The organism is Deinococcus sp. AJ005, from assembly GCF_009017495.1.
Classification (GTDB): domain Bacteria; phylum Deinococcota; class Deinococci; order Deinococcales; family Deinococcaceae; genus Deinococcus.
The window spans coordinates 1,646,289-1,670,621 of sequence record NZ_CP044990.1 but is presented as its reverse complement, the minus strand read 5'-3'; the positions used below and the strand labels follow the sequence as shown (position 1 = coordinate 1,670,621).

The window sequence follows — 24,333 nt, the reverse complement described above, 5'->3', positions numbered from 1 at the left end:
TTGTTTAAATTTCTAGAAGCTCATAGCTTGGAACGATTAAGTGAATAGCTTCACGATAAATCTAATTCGTGAATATTATCTTTGCTATGCGTTTGCGATTTGCGCTTCCTGGACCATTTCCATAAAAAGCTTGTGGATTCCGGCATCTCCACTCAGTTCAGGATGAAATGCCGTCGCCAGAATCCGGCCCTGACGCAGCATTACGGCCTGACCGTCCCACTCGGCCAGAACCGTGGCCTCTACGCCAGCACCGCTAAAGGCTGGCGCGCGAATGAAAACGGCGGGAAACGGCAAATCCAGGCCCTGAACAATCAGGGGGGCGGCAAAGGAATTGATCTGCCGCCCAAAGGCGTTGCGCTGCACAGTAGTGTTCAGCAGACGCAGGCTTTCCTGCTGACCACCAAATTGCGGCGGCGCACCCTGGACCTCGCGGGCCAGCAGGATGGCCCCAGCGCAAGTGCCCCAGATGGCTCCCCCGCCCGCGTGGAAGTCCCGGATCGGCTCCCACAGGGCATACTCCGTGAGCAGGCGGGCCATCGTCGTACTCTCCCCGCCGGGCAGGATCAGGCCATCGAGGCCCGCGAGATCAGCGGGCAGGCGCACCTCCTGCACCGCCACCCCCAGTGATTCCAGCAGGCGGCAGTGTTCACGGAATGCCCCCTGGAGAGCAAGGACGCCAATGCTGAGCGGTTTACCAGCCACGCGAGGCGAGGCGTTCGGCAGGAATCAGATCGTCGATGTTGATACCGGTCATGGGTGCGCCCAGATCCTCACTGATCTCGGCCAGCAGTTCAGGATTCTGATAATGGGTCACGGCTTTGACGATGGCCTGCGCGCGGCGTTCGGGGTTGTCGCTCTTGAAGATGCCGCTGCCCACGAACACGCCGTCCAGCCCCAGCACCATCATCAGGGCCGCGTCGGCAGGCGTTGCGATCCCACCAGCAGCAAAGTTCACCACAGGCAGCTTGCCGTGCTGGTGGACATATTTCACCAGTTCGTAGGGGGCTTGCAGGTCACGGGCCACCGTCATCAGCTCCTCAACGGGGCGGGCCTGGATGCTGCGAATCTCGCCCAGGATGGTGCGGGCGTGCCGGACAGCTTCCACCACGTTGCCGGTGCCCGCCTCGCCCTTGGTGCGAATCATGCTGGCTCCTTCGGCCACACGGCGCAGCGCCTCGCCCAGATTCTTGGCCCCACAGACGAACGGCACCTTGAACTCCGTCTTGAGGATATGAAACTGCTCGTCGGCGGGAGTCAGCACTTCGGATTCGTCAATGAAATCCACGCCCAGCGCTTGCAAGATCTGCGCTTCCACGATGTGGCCGATTCGGACCTTGGCCATCACCGGAATGGTTACCGCCGCGATGATTTCCTTGATCATCTTCGGATCGCTCATGCGGGCCACGCCGCCGTCCACACGGATATCGGCAGGCACGCGCTCCAGCGCCATTACGGCAGTTGCCCCCGCCGCCTCGGCGATGCGGGCCTGATCTGCGGTGACCACGTCCATGATCACGCCGCCCTTGAACATCTCGGCGAAGCCGAAGTTGAGGTCTGTCTGCTGGGGCATACCGTTCTGGGAATCGCTCATGGAGAAAGCATAGGCCGCGACTGACCCCCTGCATAGGGCCAGAAATGAAAGGAGAGTGGGGTCAGTTCGGTTTTAAACTTGCGTCTAGGATTGGCGCAGAAGTCCACACACAGGAAAAAAGAACCCCGGTAGCATCGGCCATCCAGGATCAGAAGAGAAAAATCAGGTGTTAGCTTGCCGCCGACAAAAGAGGCTCAGCCGCCCGCCAGATTTTGCAGGAATTCCACGTTGTTGCGGGTCTTGCCCATGCGCGTGAGCAGCATTTCCATCGCGTCGGCGGGGTCCATGTCACTGATGACTTTGCGGAGCAGCCACATCTTTTTCAGGACTTCGGGCTGAAGCAGCAGCTCCTCGCGGCGGGTGCCGGACTTGATGATGTCCAACGCGGGGAAAATTCGGCGTTCTTCCAGACGGCGCGAGAGAACGAGTTCGGCGTTGCCGGTGCCCTTGAATTCCTCGAAGATCACATCGTCCATGCGGCTGCCCGTTTCCACCAGCGCCGTCGCCAGAATGGTCAGGCTGCCGCCCTCGCGGATGTTGCGGGCCGCGCCCAGAAAGCGCTTGGGCCAGTGCAGCGCATTGCTGTCCAGGCCGCCCGAGAGGGTGCGCCCGGTGGGCGGCGTGACCAGGTTGTTGGCACGGGCCAGACGGGTGATGCTGTCCAGCAGGATGACCACATGGCCGCCGTCTTCCACGATGCGGCGCGCGCGTTCGTGGACGAATTCGGCCACCCGGACGTGGTGCTGCGGCGGCTCGTCGAAGGTAGAGGCCACCACCTGCGCGCCCTGCACGCTCTCGCGGAAATCGGTCACTTCCTCGGGGCGCTCGTCCACCAGCAGCACCATCACGGTCACGTCGGGATAGTTCTTGACGATGGAGTTGGCAATCTGCTTGAGGAGGGTGGTTTTTCCGGCTTTCGGCGGGGCGACGATCAGTGCCCGCTGCCCGCGTCCGATGGGGACCAGCAAATCGACGACGCGCAGACTCAGGCCATCCGTGTTGCCGGGGTCTTCCAGCACCAGTTGATGTTCTGGAAAGGTGGGGGTCAGGTCATCGAAGCGGGGGCGGCGGCGGGCGGCTTCGGGGTCCAGACCGTTGACCGCCTCCACCTGCACCAGAGAGCCGAAACGCTCATTCTCACGCGGGCGGCGGGCGCGGCCAATGACGTCGTCACCGGTCCGCAGATGGTTGGCTTTGATCAGCCCCGCCGTGACCAGCACCGTGCGGCTGTTGGGGTCCAGCAGGTCCGATTGCAGGAAGCCGTAGCCGTCGGCGCTGATTTCCAGGTAGCCGCGCGCCAGCAGTTGGCCTTCGGCGTCGGCCTGGTGCTCCATGATCGCCAGCGCCAGGGCATCTTTTTTCAGCTTGCGGTAGTTGTCGATGCCGTACCCGGCGGCGATCAGGTGCAGCTCTGGCAGAATTTTCTGCTGCAGCTCCTGAAACGGCAGCGTGGCGGTGTAGGCGTTGATTCCGCTCATTTCCGTCACAGCCGCCCGCCCCCCGCTAAGTATGGCGAGGTCTTCTGGATGAATTGAGATAAAACGGGGAACAAAAGGTTCATGTGGCACTTCCTGGCAAGGAATATAAGCGCCCCAGGCATAGGGCATCGTGGGTAAAAACGGGCGGCAGCGGGCGGATCAACCCACAGCATAACGCGAATTTATGGAGATTCTAGGCAGGTATGCCTGGAGACCGCCCGTCTAAGGCGGGAGCGACCCTTTCTTTGGTCTGTCATCTGGCGCATTGACCCGCACAGTCCCGCCGCCCTACCATGAAGGCCACTCCTGAAAATGGGGTGAGCAAACAGATGCGAACGCGAGGACAGTAGCTTCGGCAGGGCCGTCGTTCAAGAGCGAGTCAGGGATGGTGGGAGCCTGACAGACACCGCCACCGCAAGCGAAGATCACCTCCCGCGCAGACGGAAGAAAGGCCCACACAGGCCGATTAGACCCGCCCGGACGCCCCCCGATAGAGGGTCTTGCAACGAGGCCGTAGCAGAATGCGGCGAAGTTGGGTGGTACCACGCACACGCTTTTAAGAGGCGGCGCGTCCCAGCAGTGAAGCTGAGGCGTGTCGTCTTTTTTTGGTGTGGTTGGGAGGGAAAGCTATGCAGATACAGGACATTCCATTTGGCGTCACCGACTGGTCTGCGGTGCCGATGACCGAACATCCCGGCGTGACGGGCGTGGCCCACTGGCGCACCCAAAACTTCGGCGGCATTCGCGTCCGCATGGTGGAGTATTCCCCTGGCTATCTGGCGGACCATTGGTGCAGCAAGGGTCACATCCTGCTGGTGCTGGACGGCCAACTGGACACCGAACTGGAAGATGGCCGCACTTTCACCCTTCTCCCCGGCCAGAGCTATCAGGTGGCCGATCACGCCGAGGCGCACCGCTCCAGCACGGCAAGTGGGGCGAAACTTTTTATCGTCGATTAGCACCGTTTCTGTAACCCACTCTCCCCCACCGAGGTTTCCCCATGTCCATGTTTAATCCCGTCGAACCCAATCCTAAATTTCCCCTGATGGAAGAAACCACCCTCAAGTGGTGGAACGAGCAGAAAATCTTCGAGCGCAGCCTGGAAGGCACGCAGGATGGCCCGGTCTACACTTTCTACGAGGGGCCTCCCACCGCCAACGGTCAGCCGGGCATCCACCACGTTCAGGCACGCAGTTTCAAAGACCTGTTCCCACGCTTCAAGACCATGCAGGGCTTTCACGTGCCGCGCAAGGCGGGCTGGGACACCCATGGCCTGCCCGTGGAAATCGGCGTCGAGAAGAAGCTGGGCTTGAATTCAAAGCGGGAAGTCGAGGCGTACGGGATCGACAAATTCAACGCCGAATGCCGCCAGAGTGTGTTCGTCTACGAGGCCGACTGGCGCAGATTTACCGAGCGCATGGGCTACTGGGTGGACCTGGACGACGCCTACATGACGCTGCACAAGGACTACATCGAATCCGTGTGGTGGAGTGTGGCCGAGCTGGAGAAGAAGGGGCTGCTATACCGGGGCTTCCGGGTTGCGCCGTACTGCCCGAAAGACGGCACCACGCTCAGCAACGCTGAGGTCAGCGAGGGCTACAAGGACATCCAGGACCCCAGCGTTTACATCACCTTTGATTTGAAAGAGCCAGAAAAGATCGGGCTGGAAACGGGCGCAGCATTTCTGGTCTGGACGACGACACCGTGGACATTGCCGTACAACGTGGGCGTAGCAATCCATCCGGAATTCGAGTACGTGGCCGCAAAGGACAAGGAAGGCAAGGTGCTGATCCTGGCCCGCACGCTGCTGGACGAGGTGCTGGGCGAGGGCGCAGAGGTGGTGAAGTCGTTCAGAGGGACAGAGCTGGATCGGCTGAGCTACGAGCCTCTCTACACCGAGGCGTATGAGGCAGAGGGCGAAGGCGCACCGATCTGGATGAGCGGCCTGGATACTTACGTTTCCGACAGCGACGGCACCGGCATCGTTCATACCGCACCAGCTTTTGGCGAGGACGACATGCGACTGGCGAAGAATTACGGCTTCCCAGTGATCGTGGGCGTGGACCCGGAAGGCAAGCACCGTTACGGCCCGTGGAAGGGCGTGTTCTTCCGCGACGCCAACACGGACATCATCCGTGATCTCAAGGCGCGCGGTCTGATGTGGCGCGACAAGAACTTCATGCACAGCTACCCGCACTGCTGGCGCTGCGGCACCCCGCTGATGTACTACGCCACCGAGAGCTGGTATCTGAACAACACGTCCATGAAAGAGCGGCTGATCGAGCTGAACCAGACCATCGACTGGCACCCGCCGCACATCAAGAACGGGCGCTACGGCGGCTGGCTGGAGAACCTGATCGACTGGAACCTGTCGCGCAACCGTTACTGGGGCACGCCGCTGCCGATCTGGGAGACGGCGGATGGTGGCAAATACAGGGTGGTGGGCAGCTACGCCGAACTGGCGGAACTCAGCGGGCGGCCTGAGCTGACCGGGCCGGACTTTGATCCTCACCGCCCGTTCGTGGACGACATCATGTTCGAGCTGGAAGGTGAGACCTATAAGCGCGTGCCCTACGTGATGGACGTGTGGTACGACAGCGGCTCGATGCCGTTCGCGCAGCATCACTATCCGTTTGAAAATAAGGCGAAATTCGAGAACGGCGGCTTTCCTGCCGACTACATCGCCGAGGCCATCGATCAGACGCGCGGGTGGTTTAACAGCCTGCACCAGATCGGCACGATGGTCTTCGATTCGGTGGCCTACAAATCGGTGATCTGCTCGGGCCACATCCTGGACGAGAAGGGCCTGAAGATGTCCAAGAGCAAGGGCAACATCGTGGACCCCTGGGAAGTGTTCGAGCAGTGCGGGGCCGATGCCGCCCGCTGGTACATGTACGTGTCCGCCCCGCCGGAACTGAGCCGCCGCTTCGGCATGAATCTGGTGGGCGAGGCGTTCCGCAGCTATTTCCTGACGCTGTGGAACACCTATAGCTTCTTCGTGCTGTACGCGAATCTGGACAAGCCGGACCTGCGGGCCGCGCCACCGCTGGAGGACCGCCCGGAGGTGGACCGCTGGCTGCTGGCGAAGGTGCAGGCGCTGATCGCCACCGTGACCGAGCGATTGGAAAACTACGATCCCACCGGATCGAGCCGCGCCCTCCAGGATTTCGTGACCGAGGACCTGAGCAACTGGTACGTGCGGCGCAACCGCAGGCGCTTCTGGAGCGGGGACGGGCAGGTGGACCTGAGTGCCTATTCCACGCTGCATTACGCACTGGTGACGGTCACGCAACTGACCGCGCCGTTCACACCATTCCTGGCGGAGACTCTGTATCAGAATCTGGTGCGGAGTGTGGACGACAGCGCGCCAGAAAGCGTGCACCTGTCGAGCTGGCCGGTGGTAGACGAATCCTTATCAGCTCCGTCGCTGGTGGGCGAGATGGACGCCGTACTGCGGGTGGTGGGGTTGGGAAGGGCCGTGCGTGCCAAGAGTGGGATGCGCCAGCGTCAACCCCTCCCGCGTGTGATGTTGCGCGCCCGCACGCCGGAGATGACGGCGGCGCTGGGCCGTTTCGGTGAGCAGATCAGGGAGGAACTGAACGTCAAGGAAGTTGAACTTCTAGATCAGTACGCCGAACTGGTCAGCTACGCCCTGCGCCCCAACCTTCAGCTCCTCGGCAAGAAATTTGGCAAGGCGGTGCCGCAGGTGCGCGCAGCCCTGTCAGCGGCGGACGCATCCGAGATCGCGCGGGCAGTGCGCGATGGCCAGCAGTTTGAAGTCGTGGCCCCCACAGGCGAACGCTTCGAGCTGGGGCCGGACGAGGTGCTGGTGGACGCCCAGTCCCCCGAAGGCTACGCCGCGCAGGAGGAGGCCGGGTATCTGGTGGCCTTCGACACCACGCTGACGCGCGAGCTGGAGTTGGAGGGCCTGGCCCGCGATCTGGTGCGCGGCATTCAGGACGGGCGCAAGAAGGCAGGATTCGAGGTGCAGGACCGCATCACCCTGCATCTGGAGCTGGAAGGCGACGCCCGCGCCGCTGCCGAGGCGTGGCAGGAGTACCTGATGTCTGAGACGCTGGCTGAAACGCTGGTCTTCGGGCCGGCCTCTGGATTTAAGGCCGAGGTGGAAGGCGGAGAAGCGTATCTGGAGAAACTGGAGGCAGACGGGCTGACGGTTTAGAACGGCTCATAAAAAGGGACGCGACGAAGATTACGCCGCGTCCCTTTTTCTTTCACGCTCTTACGCAGGCCGTGCCATGAATCCAAAGGTTCCCGGCCCCACATGCGCGCCGATGACTGGACCCATCAGATGCATGCGGGCGTTCTTGATATTCAGACCGCTGCTGGTCACGGCGTGGCGCAGTGCCTGCATCCGGCCACTGTCACGCCCCGCATGAATCACCGAAATACACAGGGCGTCATCGCCGAAGCGTTCGCGCAGGCCATCCAGCATGTCTTCAATGGCGTGGTCCACCTTGCAGCGCCGCAGGGCCTTCAACTCACCGCCCTCGAACCCCAGGATCGGGCGCAGCCCCAGCATGTTACCGAAGAAAGCCTGAGCGCGGCCAATCCGCCCTCCCCGGCGCAGGTAGTCCAGCGACGGAACGCTGAATTCGGCGTGAATCTGGGCGCGCACGGCCTCGGCAGCCCGAACCGCACTGGCCGGATCACCGCCGCTGAGCAGGGTCGCGCGGGCAGCCAGCACCGCCTCGGCCAGGGGCGTGCAGGCCAGACCGCTGTCTACCACATGAATACGCCGTTCCAGATTCAGCAGTGCTGCGGCCCTCCGGGCGTGTTCCACAGTCTCCGAGAGCTTGCCCGATAGGTGAATGCTGACCACCTCGTCGTGGGTGTCCAGCAGTTCGCGGTAACGCGTAGCGAAAGCATTCACGGCCACTGGTGTCGTCCTGGCCGTGCCACCCGCTTTCATGTGGCTGTAGACGGCGTCGGGGTCGACTTCTTGCCAGTCCAGAAGCTCACGCTCCTGCATGTGAACAGTCAGGGGAATGATGTGAATACCAAGTCTCTGGGCTTCCTGGGGGGGCAGATCACAGGTGGAATCGGTGAGAACAGCAATCATTTATCCATTCTCAGTCTGTACTCATCTCAGTTTCTGTATCGTTTCTCGCGTGTCTCCCGCCGTTGGGGGAGGGAGGAGGGGGGTACATTCGGCCCGAATAGCCCGCTCAACATGAAGGTGATTTCCAACAGTAAGGTCCTGGCAGCAGCACTATACTTCCCAGCCGTGACCACGAATGCCCTTGAAGTCTGTCAACCAGAAGTACACCTGTGAAAGTTGCGGTGCTGTGCCATGCCAGCGCAGGCGGCTCCGGCGTCGTTGCCACCGAACTGGGCCTCCAGGTGGCGCGGGCCGGGCATGAGGTACATTTCATCGGCTCGGCGCAACCCTTCCGGCTGTCGGGGCAGTGTGGGATGCGCGGGCCGTATTTCCATCAGGTCAGCGGGTTTGCCTACGCGCTGTTCGAGCAGCCGTACCCGGAACTGGCCGCCGCCAACACCCTGACGGAAGTGATGCTGGAATACGGCGTGGAGCTGGCGCACGCCCACTACGCCATTCCGCACGCGACGGCGGCCATCCATGCCCGCGCCATTGTCGGCAAGGGGCGGGTGCTGACCACGCTGCACGGGACCGACGTGACGCTGGTGGGGGCCGAACCCGCCTTCAGGCACACCACCCGCCACGCCATCGAGCGCAGTGACCATGTGACCGCCGTATCTCAATTTCTGGCCGAGCAGACGGGTGAAGTCTTCGGGATTGACCGTGAGATCGAGGTGATCCATAACTTCGTGGACGCCGAGCGCTTCCGGCGCATCACCGATCCCGAGGTCCGCCTGCGGTTCGCCCACCCGGAGGAAGCGCTGCTGGTGCATGTCAGCAACTTCCGTCCGGTCAAACGGGTAGAGGACGTGGTGCAGATCTTTGCCCGCGTGGCCTCCGAACTGCCCGCCCGCCTGCTGATGATCGGCGACGGCCCGGAGCGCCCGCGCGCCTTCGAGCTGGCGCAGCAACTCGGGGTGATCGGCAGGACGCATTTCCTGGGATCGTTCCCGGACGTTGAAACTGTGCTGGGCATCAGCGACCTGTTTCTGCTGCCCAGCAGCAATGAAAGCTTCGGTCTGGCCGCGCTGGAGGCCATGAGCTGCGAGGTGCCGGTGGTGGCCGCCCGCGCCGGGGGCATTCCCGAAGTCGTCGAGGACGGCGTGACTGGCTTCCTCTGCCCGGTGGGCGATGTGGACGGTATGGCCGACGCGGCGCTGCGGGTGCTGCGGGACCGCGAGCTGTACCTGAGCATGGGCGCGGCGGCACGGCAGGCAGCGGTTACCCGTTTCTCCCCTGCCCTGATCGTGCCGCAGTATCTGGAAGCATATGAAAGGGTCTTGCGGGGTAATTGAGGTCTGGGTGCTACTGACCAATGTATTTGGATTAGTAAGTGAAAAGATTCACGATAATTCTTGATCGTGAAATTTAGATTCGCCAAATCTTTTCGGGTCTCTGCTTGATCTGCCAACCATCTATCGTCTGAATCAATTCCGTCAACTCCGCGTTGGCCTGTGCGAAACGGTCTGAGCGCCAGCTTTCCACCACCGGGACACGCAGCAGACGGATCAACAGTGAGGTCAATGCGCCGCCGTGCGAGACGACGATGGGCGTGCCGGGAAGACCCAGAACTGATCTGAGGGCCGTCTCAAAACGGTCCGCCACGTCACGCTGACTTTCGCCGCCGGGGAAAGAAACGTTGTCATCTGGGCCGACGAGTTCATCGAATCCAGTCTTCAGATCGCTGTAAGGCCGCCCACGCCAGTCGCCGGGATCGATTTCCTGAATGCCTTCCAGCACGGTTACGGACACACCCAGCAACTCAGCGGCAGGTGCAGCGGTCTGCTGGGTGCGGGTATAGGTACTGGCATAGATGCGCGGCGAATCCAGATTCAGGGCAGCAAGCTTGCGAGCCAGCGCCTGGGCCTGCGCGTGGCCCTCGGCGGTCAATTCATCGTGCTGGCTGTCCACGCCACGCAGCACGCCCGCAACATTTCCGGTGGTCTGCCCGTGACGGGCTAAAAAAAGGCGAGAGAAAGTCACTGGGGGAGTGTAAACAGTCAGGACGGGCCGGAGGGCAGCCCTTCCCACACGCCCCGGACCTGCTGCACCTCGAAGCGAGCGAACAGTTCCTCGCTGTACCAGTTTTCCTGGCGGGTGCGGGCAATCACCTGACGGTGGGCGCCGCTCTGGTAGGCGTAAGCGCGCATGCTCGCCTCGTCCTGCCAGACGCTGAAAGTGGCCTGCTGCACCACGGGCCACTCGCCCAGCCCCAGTGCGGAGATCAGGCCGGGCTGCTCCGGCAAGAATTCCTGCGTTCCTGGCACCGCCCGCCAGAAGGCCGCCAGACTGGTTGGGCGAATAACGGCGCGGGTCAGGACCGCGACGGGAAATTCGCCGGAGGGATGGCGTGAGATAGCGGGGCCGAACGGTTCCTGTCCGGCCCATTGCCCATGCCAGCGCAGGGGCCGCAGCAACAGCGTCACGGTGTCGGCCACTTCCTCGCGCTCGTGCTGCCGCCAGGGGCTATCCTCGAACAGCTCGAAGGCGGCGCGCGACTGCCACACGGCGAAACGCCCCCAGCGGCGCAGATCCACGCTCAGCGAGAGTTTCGCGCCCTGTCCGGTGCCCAGCAGGCGGTAAAAATCGAGGCCCGGCAGCCCGCGCAGGTGGCTGTGATCGGTCGCCATGCGCCGCATTCCCGCGCGCAGATCGGCGGGCGCGAAACGGTTGATGGTCAGGGTCACGAGTGGGCCGGGAGGCGGAACAGACATCAGAGAACAGTTTATGCCGCGCGTGGGCGCAGACTTTGGCCTGACCTACGGTTGACGTGTCAGCACGGACGCTCAAGATTCTCGGAAACCCCTGTCACGGTGCGCGGACCTCCTCTCCCCTATGCTTGGAGCGTGCATTTCGACGATCTGCCTGTGCTGCCCACCACCCCTGGCGTGTACCTCTTCCGCAAGGGGGGCGTGCCCATTTACATCGGCAAGGCCAACAACATTCGCAGCCGAGTGGGACAGCATTTCAAGGCCGGGGGCAAGAGTGGCAAGTTCACCTCGCTGGCCGAGTCGCTGGAATTTATTACCGCACGCAACGAGGTCGAGGCGCTGGTTCTGGAAGCCAACCTGATCAAGCAGCACCGCCCGCACTACAACGTGACGCTGAAGGACGACAAGCACTACCCCTTCCTGAAACTGACCAACGAAAAATTCCCCATGCTGGTGGTCACGCGGCGGGTGCTGAAGGACGGCGGCAGCTACTACGGACCGTACCCGGACAGTTCGGCGGTACGGCGGGTTAAGAACCTGATCGACACCATGTTTCCGCTTCGCAAGAACAGCGGACTGCCCATGCAGAAAAAGCCGCGCCCGTGCCTGAATTTTCATATGGGCCGCTGCCTGGGACCGTGCGTGGACCGGGCCGATCCGCCGGAATACGCCCGCGTGGTGGACGACGTGAAATCGCTGCTGGAGGGCCGCGCCGCCGCTGTCATCACCCGCCTGAAGGAAGACATGAAAGTGGCCGCACAGGGTCAGGACTTCGAGCAGGCTGCCCGTGTGCGGGACCGTGTGCTGGCGGTCCAGAAACTATTCGGCACCGAGCAACACGCCTTTGTCAGCGACGAGACCGATCTGGATTTCCTGGGGGTGGCGCAGGCCGGGGAATACGCGATGGTGCAACTGTTCCGCATGCGCGGCGGGCGCGTGGTGGGGCGCGACAAACGTTTCCTGACCAATGCCGAGGAAGGCACCCCTGGCGAGATCGTGGGGGCCTTCGTGCAGGACTACTACACCCAGGCGACGCATGTGCCGCCCCTGATCCTGCTGCCCGCCGAATTCGAGGATGCGCCGCTATGGTCCGAATTCCTGAGCGAGAAGGCCGGGCGCAAGACCGCCATGCGGACGCCCAAACGCGGCGACAAGGTGGATCTGATCGAGATGGCCCAGCGCAACGCGGTCAACGGCCTGGACTCCGAACTGGCGGTGCTGGAGCGGCGCGGCGATCATCCGGGCCTGGACGCCCTGCGCGAGATGCTGGCGCTGCCGGACCGTCCGTGGCGCATTGAGGGCTATGACAACTCCAACCTGTTCGGGACCAACATCGTCTCGGGCATGGTGGTTTTCGAGGGCGGACGGGCGCGGCGTGGGGAACACCGCCGTTTCAAGGTCAAGGGGCTGGACCACCCGGACGACTACACCGCCATGAAACAGACGGTGCATCGCCGCTTCACGGGCAGCCTGTCGGACAAGTTGCCGCTGCCCGATCTGATCGTGATCGACGGCGGGCGCGGGCAGGTCAACGCGGCGCTGGACGCGCTGAAGGAGGCCAACATTCAGGTGCCGGTGGTGGGTCTCGCCAAGCGCGAGGAAACCATCATCCTGCCGGGGCGCTATGGGGCGCAGTGGTGGCTGGAGACGGGGACCGAGGTGGGCGTGAACCGCGAGATGCTGCTGCTGCAAACGCATCCAGCGCTGAGAATCCTGATCGCCGTGCGCGACGAGGTTCACCAGTACGCCATCACGTACCACCGCAAATTGCGCGGTCAGGACATGCTCCGCAGCGTGTTCGACGATTTGCCGGGGATCGGGCAGAAACGGCGCGACGCGCTGCTGGAGGAATTTTCCAGCCTGGAGGATCTGGCCGCCGCCCCCGTCACGCAGATCGCCGCCGTGCCGGGAATGAACGCGCGGGCGGCGCAGAGTGTCAAGGATTTTCTGGTGCAGCGTGAGGCCAACCGGGTACCGCTGGGCTAGCAGTCCGATGGGCTGATCATCCAAATCGGGGATTCAGCGTCTGCCCACCGTCTCTTGAGGCAACCTTTCAAGTGTGTGGGAGGGTGGGTTCTGGCACCACAGCGGCGACAAGACTTGCGGGCATGACCAAGGACAGCAACCCCCCCGTGAAAAACCAGTACGAGATGCGCGATCCCCAGACCCAGTACCCGCGCCCGCCCTTTCCCAAGCAGCCGCAGAATGCGCCGGGACTGGCCGAGAAGATGGACCCCACCCCGGATCATGGCGAGGACAGCTACGTGGGCTTTGGCCGCCTGAAGGGCCGCAAGGCGCTGATCACCGGGGCCGACTCGGGCATTGGGCGGGCTGTGGCCATCGCGTTCGCGCGTGAAGGGGCGGACGTGGCGCTGAACTACCTGAAGGTGGAGGACAGCGACGCGGAGGAAGTCATCAAACTGATTGAGGCCGCCGGGCAAAAAGCGGTGGTCATTCCCGGTGACCTCAGGGACGAGGCGTTCTGCAAGGAACTGGTCCAGAAAGCCGTGGATGGCCTGGGCGGGCTGGACATTCTGGTCAGCAATGCAGGCAAGCAGACGGCGGTAGAAGACCTTGCCGACATCACCACCGAGCAGTTCGACGACACCATGAAGACCAACATCTACGCCATGTTCTGGATCACGCAGGCGGCGCTGCCGCACATGAAACCGGGGTCCACCATCATCAATACGACCTCGATTCAGGCCACCCAACCGTCCAAGAACCTGCTGGACTACGCCATGACCAAGGCCGCCATCGCCAATTTCACGGGCGGCCTCGCCAAGCAGGTGGCTGAGAAGGGCATCCGTGTGAACGCCGTGGCCCCCGGCCCATACTGGACGGCCTTGCAGCCCAGCGGCGGGCAGCCACAGGACAAGATTCCCACCTTCGGCCAGCAAACTCCGCTGGGCCGCCCCGGACAGCCCGCCGAGATCGCGCCGCTGTACGTTCTACTGGCCTCGCAGGAATCGAGCTACATGACCGGAAACGTGTATGCCAGCACCGGGGGAACGCTCTACTAGACATTCAGGATAGAAATTGAGAATCGAGGGCGCGCAGCCACAAGAGCTGCGCGCCCCTCTTCCGTCCTACTGAGACACGGCGCTGATAACGAAAGCCGCCCACTTGAGTGACGAAGTGGGCGGCATCTGGTCTGCGCTGAATGGAGGATCACGCGGGGCGCAACCGACGTAAAAGGGCGAGGAACTGCGGGCGCGGGGGGGGCAACTGCGGGGTGCGGGCTTCGCGGGCCTGTCGATCCTGGGCGGCTTCCTGATGGAACGCCTGAACACGCTGCTGGCTGCGCTGAAGGTCAAAATGCATGGTGTGTCCTGGGGGCGCTGGCTGCCGGGGGCGGCATCCGTGGGTCCAGCGCTGATAGACCTATGGTGCGCCGCAGGGGCCATGCCGCACATCCGGCAGGTGGCGCATAGAAACTGCATGGTTTGGCCTAGCGACGAAAGCGTTAAGCATCCGCCAAGCGCGCAGATAAGGGTCGACAGAGTGTAATGGGGCCGTGCTTTCCAACCTGCTCCATGAGATCGTGACGTTCGCCAAGGGCCACTGGCGCGGCCTGTTGCTGCTACTGCTGGGCGTACTGCTACCGCTGGTGCTGATCGCCTCGTTGACCGAAGACGTGTTCCGCGACGGCGGCTTTGCCTGGGACACGGCGATTCTGGAGTGGTACCGCGCGCACCGCACGCCGACGCTGACCTCTGCCGCACTGGCGCTGGGGGTCATCGGTGGGGTGCGGGTGCTGCCTCTCATCACGCTGGCCGTCGCGCTGCTGCTGGCACGGGCGGGCGCACGCGTCCACGCGTGGTATCTGGTCTTCGCCCTGTCCGGGGCGGCGCTGCTCAATCTGCTGGCCAAGCTGATCTTTCAGCGTCCGCGCCCGGATGAACTGGGGGCGGTGCTGGTGGAATCGGGCTTCAGCTTTCCCAGCGGCCACGCGATGGCGAACGCGGCCTTCGGGATCGCGCTGGGGTTGATCTTCTGGCGCTCTCGGCTGGGCTGGCCGGTGGCGGTGCTGGGCGTGTTCTGGGGCGTGCTGCTGGCCGCCAGCCGCAACTATCTGGGCGTGCATTATCCCACCGACGTGATCGTGGGTTTTCTGGCCTCTACCGCCTGGGCTTACGGCCTGTACCTGCTGATGGCCCGGCGCTGGCCCACGCTGCGGCATTCACCGGGTGGAGAGAACGACACGCTGGGCACGACGAAAACAGACGCCAGGACGAGTCCGCTCAGCGAGAAGGACCAGACACGCTAACAGCGCAGCTCCAGCAGATGACAGCCCGGCCTCCCTGCTCCTCTCACAAGTGGTGCTGAGCAGCGGACGAGCTGAAGGGCAACCAGGTCCATCAGAGTGGCAAAAAGTCGGTCTTCTGAGCGTGTCGTGCGCCTCGCAGAACCTCAGCAGGCTGATCTAGCAGAGGGGCGATCCGCCTCGACAACGCTTCAGATCGACTCCAGCAGCCCTGATCGGCCTGCTCTTGACAGCGCTTTCAAAATCGTCTAAGCTCAAGTCGTTCAACAAGTCTTAATTCATATTCATGAACAGGCGACTGTGCCTGTCAGGAGCTGTCCTATGTCTGCAACCGTCACGCTGATGCATGTGGCGCGGGAAGCGGGTGTCTCACCCAGCACCGTGTCGCGCATACTCAACGGCACTGCCAACGTCACGCCGGACAAGCGTGAGCGGGTGGAGGCGGTCATCCAGCGACTGAATTTCACCCCCAACGTGCAAGCCCAGGCACTGGCGAACGGACGGAGTTTCTCGGTGGGGGTGCTGACCCAGAAACTGAGCAGCGCGTTCTACGGAGAAACCCTGGCAGGCATTGAGCAGGGATTGGACGGCAGTGCCTACCACCCACTGGTGGTTAGCGGCCACTGGCGGGCAAAACAGGAACAGCAGGCCCTCGATCTGCTGATGCGCCGCCGGGTGGACGCGCTGATCGTGCTGGGCGGCGTGATAGAGGACGCGGCCCTACGCCGGGTGGCGGCGCAGGTGCCGCTGGTGGCCGTGGGCCGTGAGGTCAGCGGTCTGCCCGAACGCTGCGTCCTGATCGACAACCACGCCGGTATCCGGCAGGTGGTTCATCATCTGGCCGAGCTGGGCCACCGCGACATCGCATATATCGGTGGAGACGAAGCCCAGCAGGACGCAGTGGAACGCCGCGTGGGATTTGAAGCCACCATGCGTGAGGCGGGCCTATCGGTTGATCCCCGCCTGATGCGCCGCGGCGACTACACCGAGGCCAGCGGCGAGCAGGCTGCCGATGAGCTGCTCCGGGCAAATCCTCCCTTCACGGCGCTGATCTGTGCCAACGATCAGATGGCCTTCGGCGCACGCCTGAGTCTGTATCGACGGGGCCTGCGTGTGCCCGAGGACATCTCTCTGACCGGCTTCGACGATCTGTTTTCCTCACGCTACACCACGCCCCCGCTGACCACCGTGCATCAGGCGGTCAACGAACTGGGGCAACTGGCCGCCGAAACGGTCCTGCGCCTGCTGGCCGGGGAACAGCCCAGCATGTCCCCGTATGTGCCGCAACTGGTCATCCGCGAATCCACCGGGCCAGCGCCCCTCTCCCCTGCCACTGGAGGCCACTGATGCACGACAGTTCGTGATTCATGCATCGTTCCGTTCCATGCCCACCTTGAAAGCGCTTTCAACTCTGACCCCTGGAGGTCTCCCATGAAGAAAATCGCCATGTTCGCCCTTGTTTCCGCCCTGCTCGCCGGTACCGCCCACGCCCAGGACAAGGTCACCATCACTGTCGCTGCCTTCCCCAGCCTGGACACCTCGATCAAGGCCGTGCTGCCCGCCTGGAACAAGCTGCACCCCAACATCACCATCAAGCTGGTGGCGCAGGAGTTCGCCGATCACCACAACGCCATGACCACCGCGCTGGCCACCGGACAGGGCCTGCCCGACGTGATGGCCGTGGAAATCGGCTACGTGGGCAAGTTCGCCGAAGGCAAGGGCCTGGAAGACCTGAACAAGGCCCCCTATAGCGCCGAGCAGTACAAGAAGCTGTTCACGCCGTTCACGGTGGCGCAGGCCACCAGCGCTGACAAGCGCTTTATCGCCATGCCCACCGACATCGGCCCCGGCACGCTGCTGTACCGCAAGGACGTGCTGGACAAGGCCGGAGTCGATCCCGCGCAGCTCAACAAGAGCTGGGAAAGCTATCTCGCAGCAGGCAAGGTCATCAAGGCCAAGACCGGGGCCTCGCTGATCAACACCGCGCAGAGCATCTACGGTGTGGTCAGCCGCACCAACCTCAAGGCCGGCGAGGGCATTTATTTTGACAGCAAGAACAACCTGCTGGTCGGCCCGGACAACGCCCGCTTTCTGCGCGCCTTCACGCTGGCCAAGCAGGTGCGCACCGAGGGGCTGGACGCCAAGATCGGCGAGTGGAGCAACGAGTGGTACGACGCCTTCAAGAAGGGCACCGTGGCCTCGCAGTTCAGCGGCGCGTGGCTGACCGGCTCGCTGGAAAGCTACATGGCCCCCGACACCAAGGGCCTGTGGCGCGTGGAAAACCTGCCCGAAGGCGGTTACGCCTCGTGGGGCGGCTCGTTCTACGCCATTCCCACCGCCGCCAAGAACAAGCAGTGGGCCTGGGAGTTCATCAAGTTCATGACCATGGACAAGTCCCAGCAGCTCGCGGCCTTCACCATCAACGGCGCGTTCCCGGCGCTGCTGACCGCGCAGAACGACAACATCTTCAGCCAGGGCGTGCCGTTCCTGGGCAACCAGAAAGCCCGCGTGCTGTGGCGCGACGCCGCCCGCAAGACCCAGCCTATTGACGTGAACAAGTACGACTCGGTGGCCGATCAGATCGTGAACACCGAGCTGACCAACGTGCTGGAGCAGGGCAAGGACATCAAGCAGGCCCTGACCGACGCCCGCACCCAGATCCTGCGCCGCGCCCGCTGAGTCTGGCTGGCCTGACCCGAATGTCATGACCGTCCGGGGGAGCGAGAAAGGCAGCTCCCCCGTTCCCATTCCCACCCGTTCCCATTCCTACAGGGTGCCGCTTTACCAGCGCTGCTGCTCTCACAGCACTGTTTTTCTAAAAGCGCTGCCCCTGGCGCACGGCGCGAAGGATGACCCCCATGCAAGAACGAGTGCCCCTGCCCACCAGCCGCCCACGCCGCCGCTGGAGCTATGACCGCTTTCAGCAGCGCGCCGCGCCGTACATGTTCGTCAGCCCGTTTTTCATCCTGTTTCTGATCTTCGGACTGTTTCCGCTGGGCTTCAGCCTGTTCCTGGCCTTTCACCTGTGGAACCCGCTGGACGGGCTGGGCAACTGGCAGTACGTGGGCTGGGACAACTTCAAGCTGGCGCTGGGCGCACCGGACCAGTTCTGGGTCTCGCTGAAGATCACGGTCTGGATCGGGCTGCTTTCGGGAGTGCCGCAGCACCTGATCGCGCTGCCGCTGGCCTTCGTGATCAACCAGTCGCTGCGCAGATGGCAGAGCGGCATCAGCACCATCCTGTTTCTGCCGTACATCACCAACGCGGTGGCGATCACGATTGTTTTCGGGATGCTGTATTCCGAGAATCTGGGGCTGCTGAATTACGCCCTGTCCGTGGTGGGGCTGGGGCCGGTGCGCTGGCTGGCGCAGCCGGATCTGGTGCCGGTATCGGTGGCCGTGGTGGTGTTCTGGCGCTACGTGGGCTGGAACGTCATCCTGTATCTGAGCGGCCTCCAGGCCATCAGCGAGGACGTCTACGAGGCCGCCACGGTGGACGGCGCGAGCAAGGTGCAGAAATTCTTCTACATCACGCTGCCGCTGCTGAAACCGATGATGTTCTACGCCTTCACCCTCACCATCGTGGGCAACATGCAACTGTTTGAAGAACCCTTCATCATGGTGGGTCAGGCGGGCGGCAGCGGCGGCGCGGCGCTGACCTCGGCCATGCACATCTTTAATGTCGCCTTCCGTGACCTGGACATGGGCTACGGCTCGGCGATGGCCTGGCTGCTATTCCTGGCGATCTTTGTGCTGAGCATGATCAACAACTACCTGTTCTCCAGGGGCGGAGGCCGCCAGTGACCACACAACCGCTTGAAACCCCCATCGCCACGCCCAGACCTCCCCAGCAAAAATCCCGCTTCTCGTTTGGACGCGCGGGCCTGTGGCTTTTCGTGGGCGTCGCCTGCTTCCTGTCGCTGGTGCCGTTTTACCTGATGTTCGTGTGGTCCTCACTGCCCAGTTCCCAGATCTTCGCCGTGCCGCCCCACCTGTGGTTCGGGGACGCGCTGGTGGGCAACTTCCAGAAGATGATGACGGCCACCGACAACTTCGCCCTGCGCCAGTTCTGGAACTCGCTGTACATCGCGGGGCTGTCAACCGTGACCACGCTGTTCTTCTGCTCGCTGGCGGGTTTTGCGTTTGCCATGTACGACTTCAAGGGCAAGCAGTACCTGTTCGGCTTCATTCTCATTACCATGCTGATTCCGCCGCTGGTGATGGACATTCCCAGCTTTCTGGTGATGAACAATTTCCTGCACTGGATCGGCACGCCGCGCACGCTGTGGGTTCCAGGTATGGCCAACGCCTTCGGCATCTTCCTGATGCGCCAGTACATCGTTTCCGCATTGCCCAAATCTCTGATTGAGGCCGCGCGGCTGGACGGGGCCAGCGAATTCGGCATCTTTATGAAAGTGGTGGTCCCGCTGATCCGCCCGATTCTGGCGACGCTGGGCATCGTGACCTTCGTGGGATCGTGGAACAACTTCAAGGGCGCGCTGATCATGCGTCTCAGCGAGGACAGCACCATGACGCTGCCGCTGTCGCTGCGAAAGATTACCGGCGGCGCGACGAACGTGAACGCCGATTGGGGCGCGACTTTGATGATGGTGGTGCTGACCGTGATTCCGCTGCTGATCATCTTTCTGTTTGCCAGCCGACAGGTGATTTCGGGCCTGACCAGCGGCGCGGTCAAGGACTGAGCGTGAGCAAGATCTTTGCTCTCAGTCTCGGGCTGTTGCTGTCGGCCCAGGCGGCTACAGTCACACCTTCTGATGCAACACCGAAACCGATTCTTCCCGCCAGTGTCAGCGCCTTTAATCTGGGCAACTGGATGCCGGTAACCGAAGCGCTGGACGGGTTGAACGCCCTGAAACCCGCTGCCCTGCGCTGGCCCGGCGGCAATATCGGGGACGAGCAGAACCGCACGCCCGAAGCCATGCAGACGCTGAAATCCAACTGGACGCTGCTGGGTCAGCCGCCGCTGATGCTACAAACCCGCGTCTTTTCCCGTGACGCGGGCAACCGGAGCGGCGAGGAAGCGAAGAATACCCCCGAAGACGCTACCGAGCTGGTGCGGATGGCGCAGGGCCTGGGCCTGAACGTCGCCTACTACGAGATCGGCAACGAGCCGGACCTGTACGCCACCAACCGCAGCGATCCCAGTTGGACACCCCAAAAATACTGCGGCGTGGTGCGGGCGCAGAGGGCCGCCATTTTGAAGGTTGACCCGCAGGCCAAGATTGCCGGACCAGCCGTCAGCAACCCAAACTCGTATCTGGACGCGGCGATTAAAGAATGCGGCGACGCCTTTGATCTGGTGACGTGGCATCTGTATCCCTCCAACGGTGACGGCAGCGACGCGGAAGCTTTCGCCAGCATCAGCAGGGTGACGGACACCGTGGAGCGCGTGGAAAAGCTGTGGGCGGACCCGGCCACCAATCCGAAGGGACAGGGCAAGCCACTCGCACAGGGCGTGACCGAGTACGCGCAGTCTTACCGCTCGGACCGGGGCACCCACCTCTCGGACGCGGTGGGCGGCTTGTGGGCGGCGGAGGCGGCGCTGCGGATGTCGGAATCCGGCGCGGTCTTCAATCCCTACTTTTCCCTGATGGCCACCGGCAACCACGGCCTGCTGGACGACGCGGGTTTTCCCCGCATGTCCTACGCCGCCTTCCGCGAACTGGCGAACTACCGGGGGCAGACTTTTGGCGTGCAGAGCGACGACGCTGACCTGTGGGTTCACGCCTCTAAGCAGGACAACCTTCTGACCCTGTTGGCCATCAACACGCAATCGGACGGCAAGACTCTGAACCTCAATCTTCCCGGCTACCGCGTGATCGGGGCCAAAACCGTGACCGACGGGGACGTGAACGCCGATAAGCCGCCGCGTGCGCTCAGGATTGGCGAAGCGCTGACACTGCCGCCGCTGAGCTTCACGCGCGTGGTTTTGAAGGCTTCACCCTGACGCCAAGCCGTATTCACCGACTCTCGCCCCTCGCTTTCATTCTCAGACAGGATCACTTCCCCAGGAGTTTCCATGACCCAGCCCAACATCAAACAGCCCAACCCTGCAAGTTTCCCGCCCCGCTTCACCTGGGGCGTCGCCACCAGCAGCTATCAGATTGAGGGCGCGGCCCACGAGGGCGGCAGGAGCCAGAGCATCTGGGACACCTTCTGCGCCACCCCCGGCAAGGTGCTGAACGGCGAGAACGGCGACGTGGCCTGTGACCATTACCACCGCCTGGACAGCGATCTGGACCTGATTCAAAGCCTGGATGTCAACGCCTACCGCTTCAGCGTGGCGTGGCCGCGCATCATTCCCGGCAGGCGTGGAGCCACCAATCAGGCCGGGCTGGACTTCTACAGCCGACTGGTGGACGGCCTGCTGGCGCGCGGCATTACCCCCTGGCCGACGCTGTACCACTGGGATCTGCCGCAGGTCTTGCAGGACAGGGGCGGCTGGCCTGCCCGCGACACGGCACTGGCCTTTGGCGACTACGCGGAGGTGGTGACCGCCGAACTGGGGGACCGCGTGAAGCACTGGATCACCATCAACGAACCGTGGTGCGCCGCCTTCCTGGGCTACGGCAACGGTATCCACGCGCCGGGCCACACCGATCTGGCCGAGAGTTTTGCCGCCTCGCACCACCTGCTGCTGGCGCACGGGCTGGGCGTCCAGGCAGTGCGGGCGAATGCGCCCGGCGCGCAGGTGGGCATCACCCTGAATCTGGCGGGGGCGTATCCGGCAACGGACAGTCAGGCGGATAAAGCGGCGGCCCATCGTCAGGACGGCTTCGCCAACCGCTGGTATCTGGACCCGGTGTTCGGGCGCGACTACCCGCAGGACTTCGTGGATCTGCTGGGGGCCGCTAGCCCGCAGGCGCAGGGACTGGTGCTGCCAGGCGATCTGGAGACCATCGCCGCGCCGACGGACTTTCTGGGCGTCAACATGTACTCGCGCAGCGTGGTGGAGGACGCGCCCGGCCAGGGCTTCCTGGACCTGCGGCAGGTCCATGTGGCGGGCAGCGAGTACACGGGCTTTGACTGGGAGGTGGCCCCCCAGAGCCTGACGGACCTGATGCTGCGGCTGCAAAAGGACTACAACCCGGCGGCCCTCTACATCACCGAGAACGGCGCGACGTACCCCGACAGCGTGGCAGACGACGGCACCGTGCATGACGGGGCGCGAACCCGCTACTTCCAGCAGCACATAGCGGCGGTGGGGGACGCGCTGGCAGGCGGCGCGAAGATGGCCGGGTACTTCGCGTGGTCCCTGATGGACAATTTTGAGTGGGCAGAAGGCTACGACAAGCGCTTCGGCATCATGCATGTGGATTTTGACACCCAGGCACGGACCCTCAAGCAGTCGGGGCAGTGGTACCGCGACTTCCTGGTTCGCGCACAGGAGGGACAGCCCGCATGACCACGCAACTGGAGCGGCCCGCTCAGGCCACTGTGACCATCACCAATCCAGTGCTACGCGGCTTTCACCCCGATCCCAGCATTTTGCGAGTGGGCGAGGACTATTACCTGGCCACCAGCACGTTTCAGTGGTCTCCGGGGGTGGCAATTTATCACTCACGCGATCTGGTGAACTGGCGACCCGCCGCGCAACCGCTGGACCGCACGAGTCTGCTGGACATGCGCGGCAACGCCGATTCCGGGGGCGTGTGGGCACCGGCCCTGTCGCACGACGGCCAGCGATTCCACCTGATCTACACCGATGTCAAGAGCTGGGGCAGCAGCGAGGTCTTCAAGGACAGCCACAACTACCTGACGACTGCCGAGAACATTGAGGGACCGTGGTCCGAGCCGATCTACATGAACTCCAGCGGCTTTGATCCTAGCCTATTTCACGACACCGAGGGCAGTACGTCTGTGGATGAGGGCGGCGACGGGCGCAAATGGTTCGTGAACATGCGGTGGGACCACCGCGCGGGGCGCAACGCGTTTTCCGGCATCGTGTTGCAGGAGTACAGCCCGGAAGAAAAGCGATTGGTTGGCCCGCGCGAGATCATCTTTGAGGGCACCGAACTGGGCGTGACCGAAGCGCCGCACCTGTACCGCAAAGACGGCTGGTACTACCTGCTGACGGCGGAGGGCGGCACCAGTTGGGAACACGCCGTCACCGTGGCCCGCTCGCGCAGCCTGCACGGCCCATATGAAGTGCATCCCAACAACCCCATTCTGACTGCCGTGGACGCGCCAGATCTGCCCATTCAGAAGAGCGGACATGCCAGCTTCACCAACACGCCGAACGGGGAGTGGGTGATTGCCTATCTGTGCGGGCGGCCTATCAGCGAGCAAGGGGAATGTCCACTGGGACGGGAAACGGCGTTGCAATCGCTGGTGTGGGGTGAAGACGGCTGGCCCCGTCTGGCTTCCGGCGGACACCATCCGCAGCTTCACGCCGAATTGCCCGCACTGCCGCCCCATTCCTGGCCGAAGGCTGCGGCGCGCGACGACTTTGACAGTTCTGAATTGCGCTCCGAGTGGATGACCCTGCGTGCGCCCGCCGAGTTGATGGGTGTGGAACTGACGGGCAACAGCCTGAAACTGACCGGGCACGAGTCGCTGAACAGCAAGCATCAACTGGCGCTGGTGGGCCGCCGCCTGCAAGCGCTGGACGCCCGTTTCCGTACCGCCGTCAGCTTTGACCCGGAGGACTTTCAGCAGATGGCGGGCGTGTGCGCCTATTACGACTCCCGCAACTGGGTGTACCTGCGCCTGAGTCGGGACGAGGAACAGGGCCGCACTCTGGCGATCCTTCAATCTGAAAACGGCGATTACCGCGAACTGCTTGCGTCAGAAGTGGCAGTAGGCGACGCCGATCCGGTGCATCTGGGCATCGTGTATGGCGGCGGGCAATTCTGGTTTGAGTACGGCGTGGACAGCGAGAACTGGCAGCCGATTGGCGACAAACTGAGCGCCGGACTGCTGAGCGACGAACACTGCGGCGGCCTCAGCTTTACCGGCACCTTTCTGGCGCTGACCTGTCAGGACTTGAGCGGGCGCAACTTGCCCGCCGAGTTTCACTGGGCCGAGTACACCGAGCAGTGAACCACCCTCAACGCAGTCGTCTGGCCGCTGCCGCGCCAGCACGCGTTAATCCGCACTCCACCGCCCGTTATACCCGCCAAATTCCAACGTGCAATTTCACAGGAG

Annotated in this window: 20 protein-coding genes; 13 read left to right on the top strand and 7 right to left on the bottom strand. The window is 63.1% G+C overall.

Features of this window, described 5'->3' with window-relative positions:
• Positions 1 to 84: 84 nt before the first annotated feature.
• The 3 genes from pdxT to rho all read right to left on the bottom strand — a co-directional run bounded on the left by pdxT (position 85) and on the right by rho (position 3,039).
• Positions 85 to 702 carry a pyridoxal 5'-phosphate synthase glutaminase subunit PdxT gene (gene pdxT / locus DAAJ005_RS09820; protein ID WP_151846960.1) on the bottom strand — a complete coding sequence of 206 codons (618 nt, stop codon included), beginning with the start codon at positions 700 to 702 and terminating at the stop codon, positions 85 to 87.
• A complete protein-coding gene (gene pdxS, locus DAAJ005_RS09815; RefSeq protein WP_075831192.1) occupies positions 692 to 1,591 on the bottom strand; it encodes a pyridoxal 5'-phosphate synthase lyase subunit PdxS in 900 nt (299 codons plus the stop codon). The genes pdxT and pdxS overlap by 11 nt, the downstream gene beginning before the upstream one ends.
• Positions 1,592 to 1,785: 194 nt before the next feature.
• Positions 1,786 to 3,039 carry a transcription termination factor Rho gene (rho, locus tag DAAJ005_RS09810; RefSeq protein WP_370519822.1) on the bottom strand — a complete coding sequence of 418 codons (1,254 nt, stop codon included), beginning with the start codon at positions 3,037 to 3,039 and terminating at the stop codon, positions 1,786 to 1,788.
• Between the two features lie 659 nt (positions 3,040 to 3,698).
• Between rho and DAAJ005_RS09805 the strand changes: the two genes are divergently transcribed.
• Positions 3,699 to 4,028: a DHCW motif cupin fold protein gene (locus DAAJ005_RS09805; RefSeq protein ID WP_151846959.1), complete on the top strand. Its 330-nt coding sequence runs from the start codon at positions 3,699 to 3,701 to the stop codon at positions 4,026 to 4,028.
• A 41-nt stretch (positions 4,029 to 4,069) separates the two neighbouring features.
• Positions 4,070 to 7,249: an isoleucine--tRNA ligase gene (ileS, locus tag DAAJ005_RS09800; RefSeq protein WP_226342669.1), complete on the top strand. Its 3,180-nt coding sequence runs from the start codon at positions 4,070 to 4,072 to the stop codon at positions 7,247 to 7,249.
• A 60-nt stretch (positions 7,250 to 7,309) separates the two neighbouring features.
• Here the strand turns inward: ileS and DAAJ005_RS09795 are convergent, their stop codons facing one another.
• Complete coding sequence (locus DAAJ005_RS09795; protein ID WP_151846958.1) at positions 7,310 to 8,149, bottom strand: DegV family protein; 840 nt, start codon at positions 8,147 to 8,149, stop codon at positions 7,310 to 7,312.
• A gap of 209 nt (positions 8,150 to 8,358) precedes the next feature.
• Between DAAJ005_RS09795 and bshA the strand changes: the two genes are divergently transcribed.
• Complete coding sequence (gene bshA / locus DAAJ005_RS09790) at positions 8,359 to 9,483, top strand: N-acetyl-alpha-D-glucosaminyl L-malate synthase BshA (RefSeq protein WP_192930919.1); 1,125 nt, start codon at positions 8,359 to 8,361, stop codon at positions 9,481 to 9,483.
• Positions 9,484 to 9,556: 73 nt separating this feature from the next.
• Here the strand turns inward: bshA and DAAJ005_RS18935 are convergent, their stop codons facing one another.
• Together DAAJ005_RS18935 and DAAJ005_RS18930 are read right to left on the bottom strand one after the other, a co-directional pair.
• Positions 9,557 to 10,171, bottom strand: coding sequence for a histidine phosphatase family protein (locus tag DAAJ005_RS18935; RefSeq protein WP_192930918.1), 615 nt, complete (start codon positions 10,169 to 10,171; stop codon positions 9,557 to 9,559).
• Positions 10,172 to 10,188: 17 nt separating this feature from the next.
• A complete protein-coding gene (locus DAAJ005_RS18930) occupies positions 10,189 to 10,902 on the bottom strand; it encodes a spheroidene monooxygenase (protein ID WP_192930917.1) in 714 nt (237 codons plus the stop codon).
• A gap of 132 nt (positions 10,903 to 11,034) precedes the next feature.
• Here DAAJ005_RS18930 and uvrC point away from each other — a divergent pair, with 132 nt between their 5' ends.
• Both uvrC and DAAJ005_RS09775 read left to right on the top strand, forming a co-directional pair.
• Positions 11,035 to 12,885: an excinuclease ABC subunit UvrC gene (gene uvrC, locus DAAJ005_RS09780; RefSeq protein ID WP_151846955.1), complete on the top strand. Its 1,851-nt coding sequence runs from the start codon at positions 11,035 to 11,037 to the stop codon at positions 12,883 to 12,885.
• Positions 12,886 to 13,007: 122 nt separating this feature from the next.
• On the top strand, positions 13,008 to 13,922 hold the full coding sequence (locus DAAJ005_RS09775; protein ID WP_151846954.1) for an SDR family oxidoreductase: 915 nt from the start codon (positions 13,008 to 13,010) through the stop codon (positions 13,920 to 13,922).
• Positions 13,923 to 14,070: 148 nt separating this feature from the next.
• Here DAAJ005_RS09775 and DAAJ005_RS18925 read toward each other — a convergent pair whose 3' ends face one another.
• Entirely contained in the window at positions 14,071 to 14,223 is a 153-nt protein-coding gene (locus DAAJ005_RS18925) for a hypothetical protein (protein ID WP_192930916.1), read from the bottom strand.
• 193 nt (positions 14,224 to 14,416) lie between these two features.
• Here DAAJ005_RS18925 and DAAJ005_RS09770 point away from each other — a divergent pair, with 193 nt between their 5' ends.
• The 8 genes from DAAJ005_RS09770 to DAAJ005_RS09735 all read left to right on the top strand — a co-directional run bounded on the left by DAAJ005_RS09770 (position 14,417) and on the right by DAAJ005_RS09735 (position 24,228).
• Positions 14,417 to 15,169, top strand: a complete 753-nt coding sequence (locus DAAJ005_RS09770; protein WP_151846953.1) for a phosphatase PAP2 family protein — start codon at positions 14,417 to 14,419, stop codon at positions 15,167 to 15,169.
• 318 nt (positions 15,170 to 15,487) lie between these two features.
• Entirely contained in the window at positions 15,488 to 16,513 is a 1,026-nt protein-coding gene (locus tag DAAJ005_RS09765) for a LacI family DNA-binding transcriptional regulator (protein ID WP_151846952.1), read from the top strand.
• A gap of 84 nt (positions 16,514 to 16,597) precedes the next feature.
• Positions 16,598 to 17,845: an ABC transporter substrate-binding protein gene (locus tag DAAJ005_RS09760; RefSeq protein WP_151846951.1), complete on the top strand. Its 1,248-nt coding sequence runs from the start codon at positions 16,598 to 16,600 to the stop codon at positions 17,843 to 17,845.
• Between the two features lie 179 nt (positions 17,846 to 18,024).
• The gene (locus tag DAAJ005_RS09755; RefSeq protein WP_151846950.1) at positions 18,025 to 18,969 is read left to right on the top strand and encodes a carbohydrate ABC transporter permease; all 945 of its coding nucleotides are present in this window, start codon (positions 18,025 to 18,027) and stop codon (positions 18,967 to 18,969) included.
• Positions 18,966 to 19,868 carry a carbohydrate ABC transporter permease gene (locus DAAJ005_RS09750; RefSeq protein WP_151846949.1) on the top strand — a complete coding sequence of 301 codons (903 nt, stop codon included), beginning with the start codon at positions 18,966 to 18,968 and terminating at the stop codon, positions 19,866 to 19,868. Before DAAJ005_RS09755 ends, DAAJ005_RS09750 begins: the two co-directional genes overlap by 4 nt.
• A 2-nt stretch (positions 19,869 to 19,870) precedes the next feature.
• On the top strand, positions 19,871 to 21,133 hold the full coding sequence (locus tag DAAJ005_RS09745) for a hypothetical protein (RefSeq protein WP_151846948.1): 1,263 nt from the start codon (positions 19,871 to 19,873) through the stop codon (positions 21,131 to 21,133).
• A gap of 72 nt (positions 21,134 to 21,205) precedes the next feature.
• Positions 21,206 to 22,591, top strand: coding sequence for a GH1 family beta-glucosidase (locus DAAJ005_RS09740; RefSeq protein ID WP_151846947.1), 1,386 nt, complete (start codon positions 21,206 to 21,208; stop codon positions 22,589 to 22,591).
• A complete protein-coding gene (locus DAAJ005_RS09735) occupies positions 22,588 to 24,228 on the top strand; it encodes a glycoside hydrolase family 43 protein (protein ID WP_151846946.1) in 1,641 nt (546 codons plus the stop codon). Before DAAJ005_RS09740 ends, DAAJ005_RS09735 begins: the two co-directional genes overlap by 4 nt.
• The last annotated feature ends 105 nt before the right edge of the window (positions 24,229 to 24,333 follow it).

Bases quoted from the DNA above. Each gene is read 5' to 3' on its own strand.
- pdxS (WP_075831192.1), bottom strand. From the start codon at position 1,591: ATGAGCGATTCCCAGAACGGTATGCCCCAGCAGACAGACCTCAACTTC.
- DAAJ005_RS09805 (WP_151846959.1), top strand. From the start codon at position 3,699: ATGCAGATACAGGACATTCCATTTGGCGTCACCGACTGGTCTGCGGTG.
- ileS (WP_226342669.1), top strand. From the start codon at position 4,070: ATGTCCATGTTTAATCCCGTCGAACCCAATCCTAAATTTCCCCTGATG.
- DAAJ005_RS09795 (WP_151846958.1), bottom strand. From the start codon at position 8,149: ATGATTGCTGTTCTCACCGATTCCACCTGTGATCTGCCCCCCCAGGAA.
- DAAJ005_RS18930 (WP_192930917.1), bottom strand. From the start codon at position 10,902: ATGTCTGTTCCGCCTCCCGGCCCACTCGTGACCCTGACCATCAACCGT.
- DAAJ005_RS09775 (WP_151846954.1), top strand. From the start codon at position 13,008: ATGACCAAGGACAGCAACCCCCCCGTGAAAAACCAGTACGAGATGCGC.
- DAAJ005_RS18925 (WP_192930916.1), bottom strand. From the start codon at position 14,223: ATGCATTTTGACCTTCAGCGCAGCCAGCAGCGTGTTCAGGCGTTCCAT.
- DAAJ005_RS09765 (WP_151846952.1), top strand. From the start codon at position 15,488: ATGTCTGCAACCGTCACGCTGATGCATGTGGCGCGGGAAGCGGGTGTC.
- DAAJ005_RS09760 (WP_151846951.1), top strand. From the start codon at position 16,598: ATGAAGAAAATCGCCATGTTCGCCCTTGTTTCCGCCCTGCTCGCCGGT.
- DAAJ005_RS09755 (WP_151846950.1), top strand. From the start codon at position 18,025: ATGCAAGAACGAGTGCCCCTGCCCACCAGCCGCCCACGCCGCCGCTGG.
- DAAJ005_RS09740 (WP_151846947.1), top strand. From the start codon at position 21,206: ATGACCCAGCCCAACATCAAACAGCCCAACCCTGCAAGTTTCCCGCCC.
- DAAJ005_RS09735 (WP_151846946.1), top strand. From the start codon at position 22,588: ATGACCACGCAACTGGAGCGGCCCGCTCAGGCCACTGTGACCATCACC.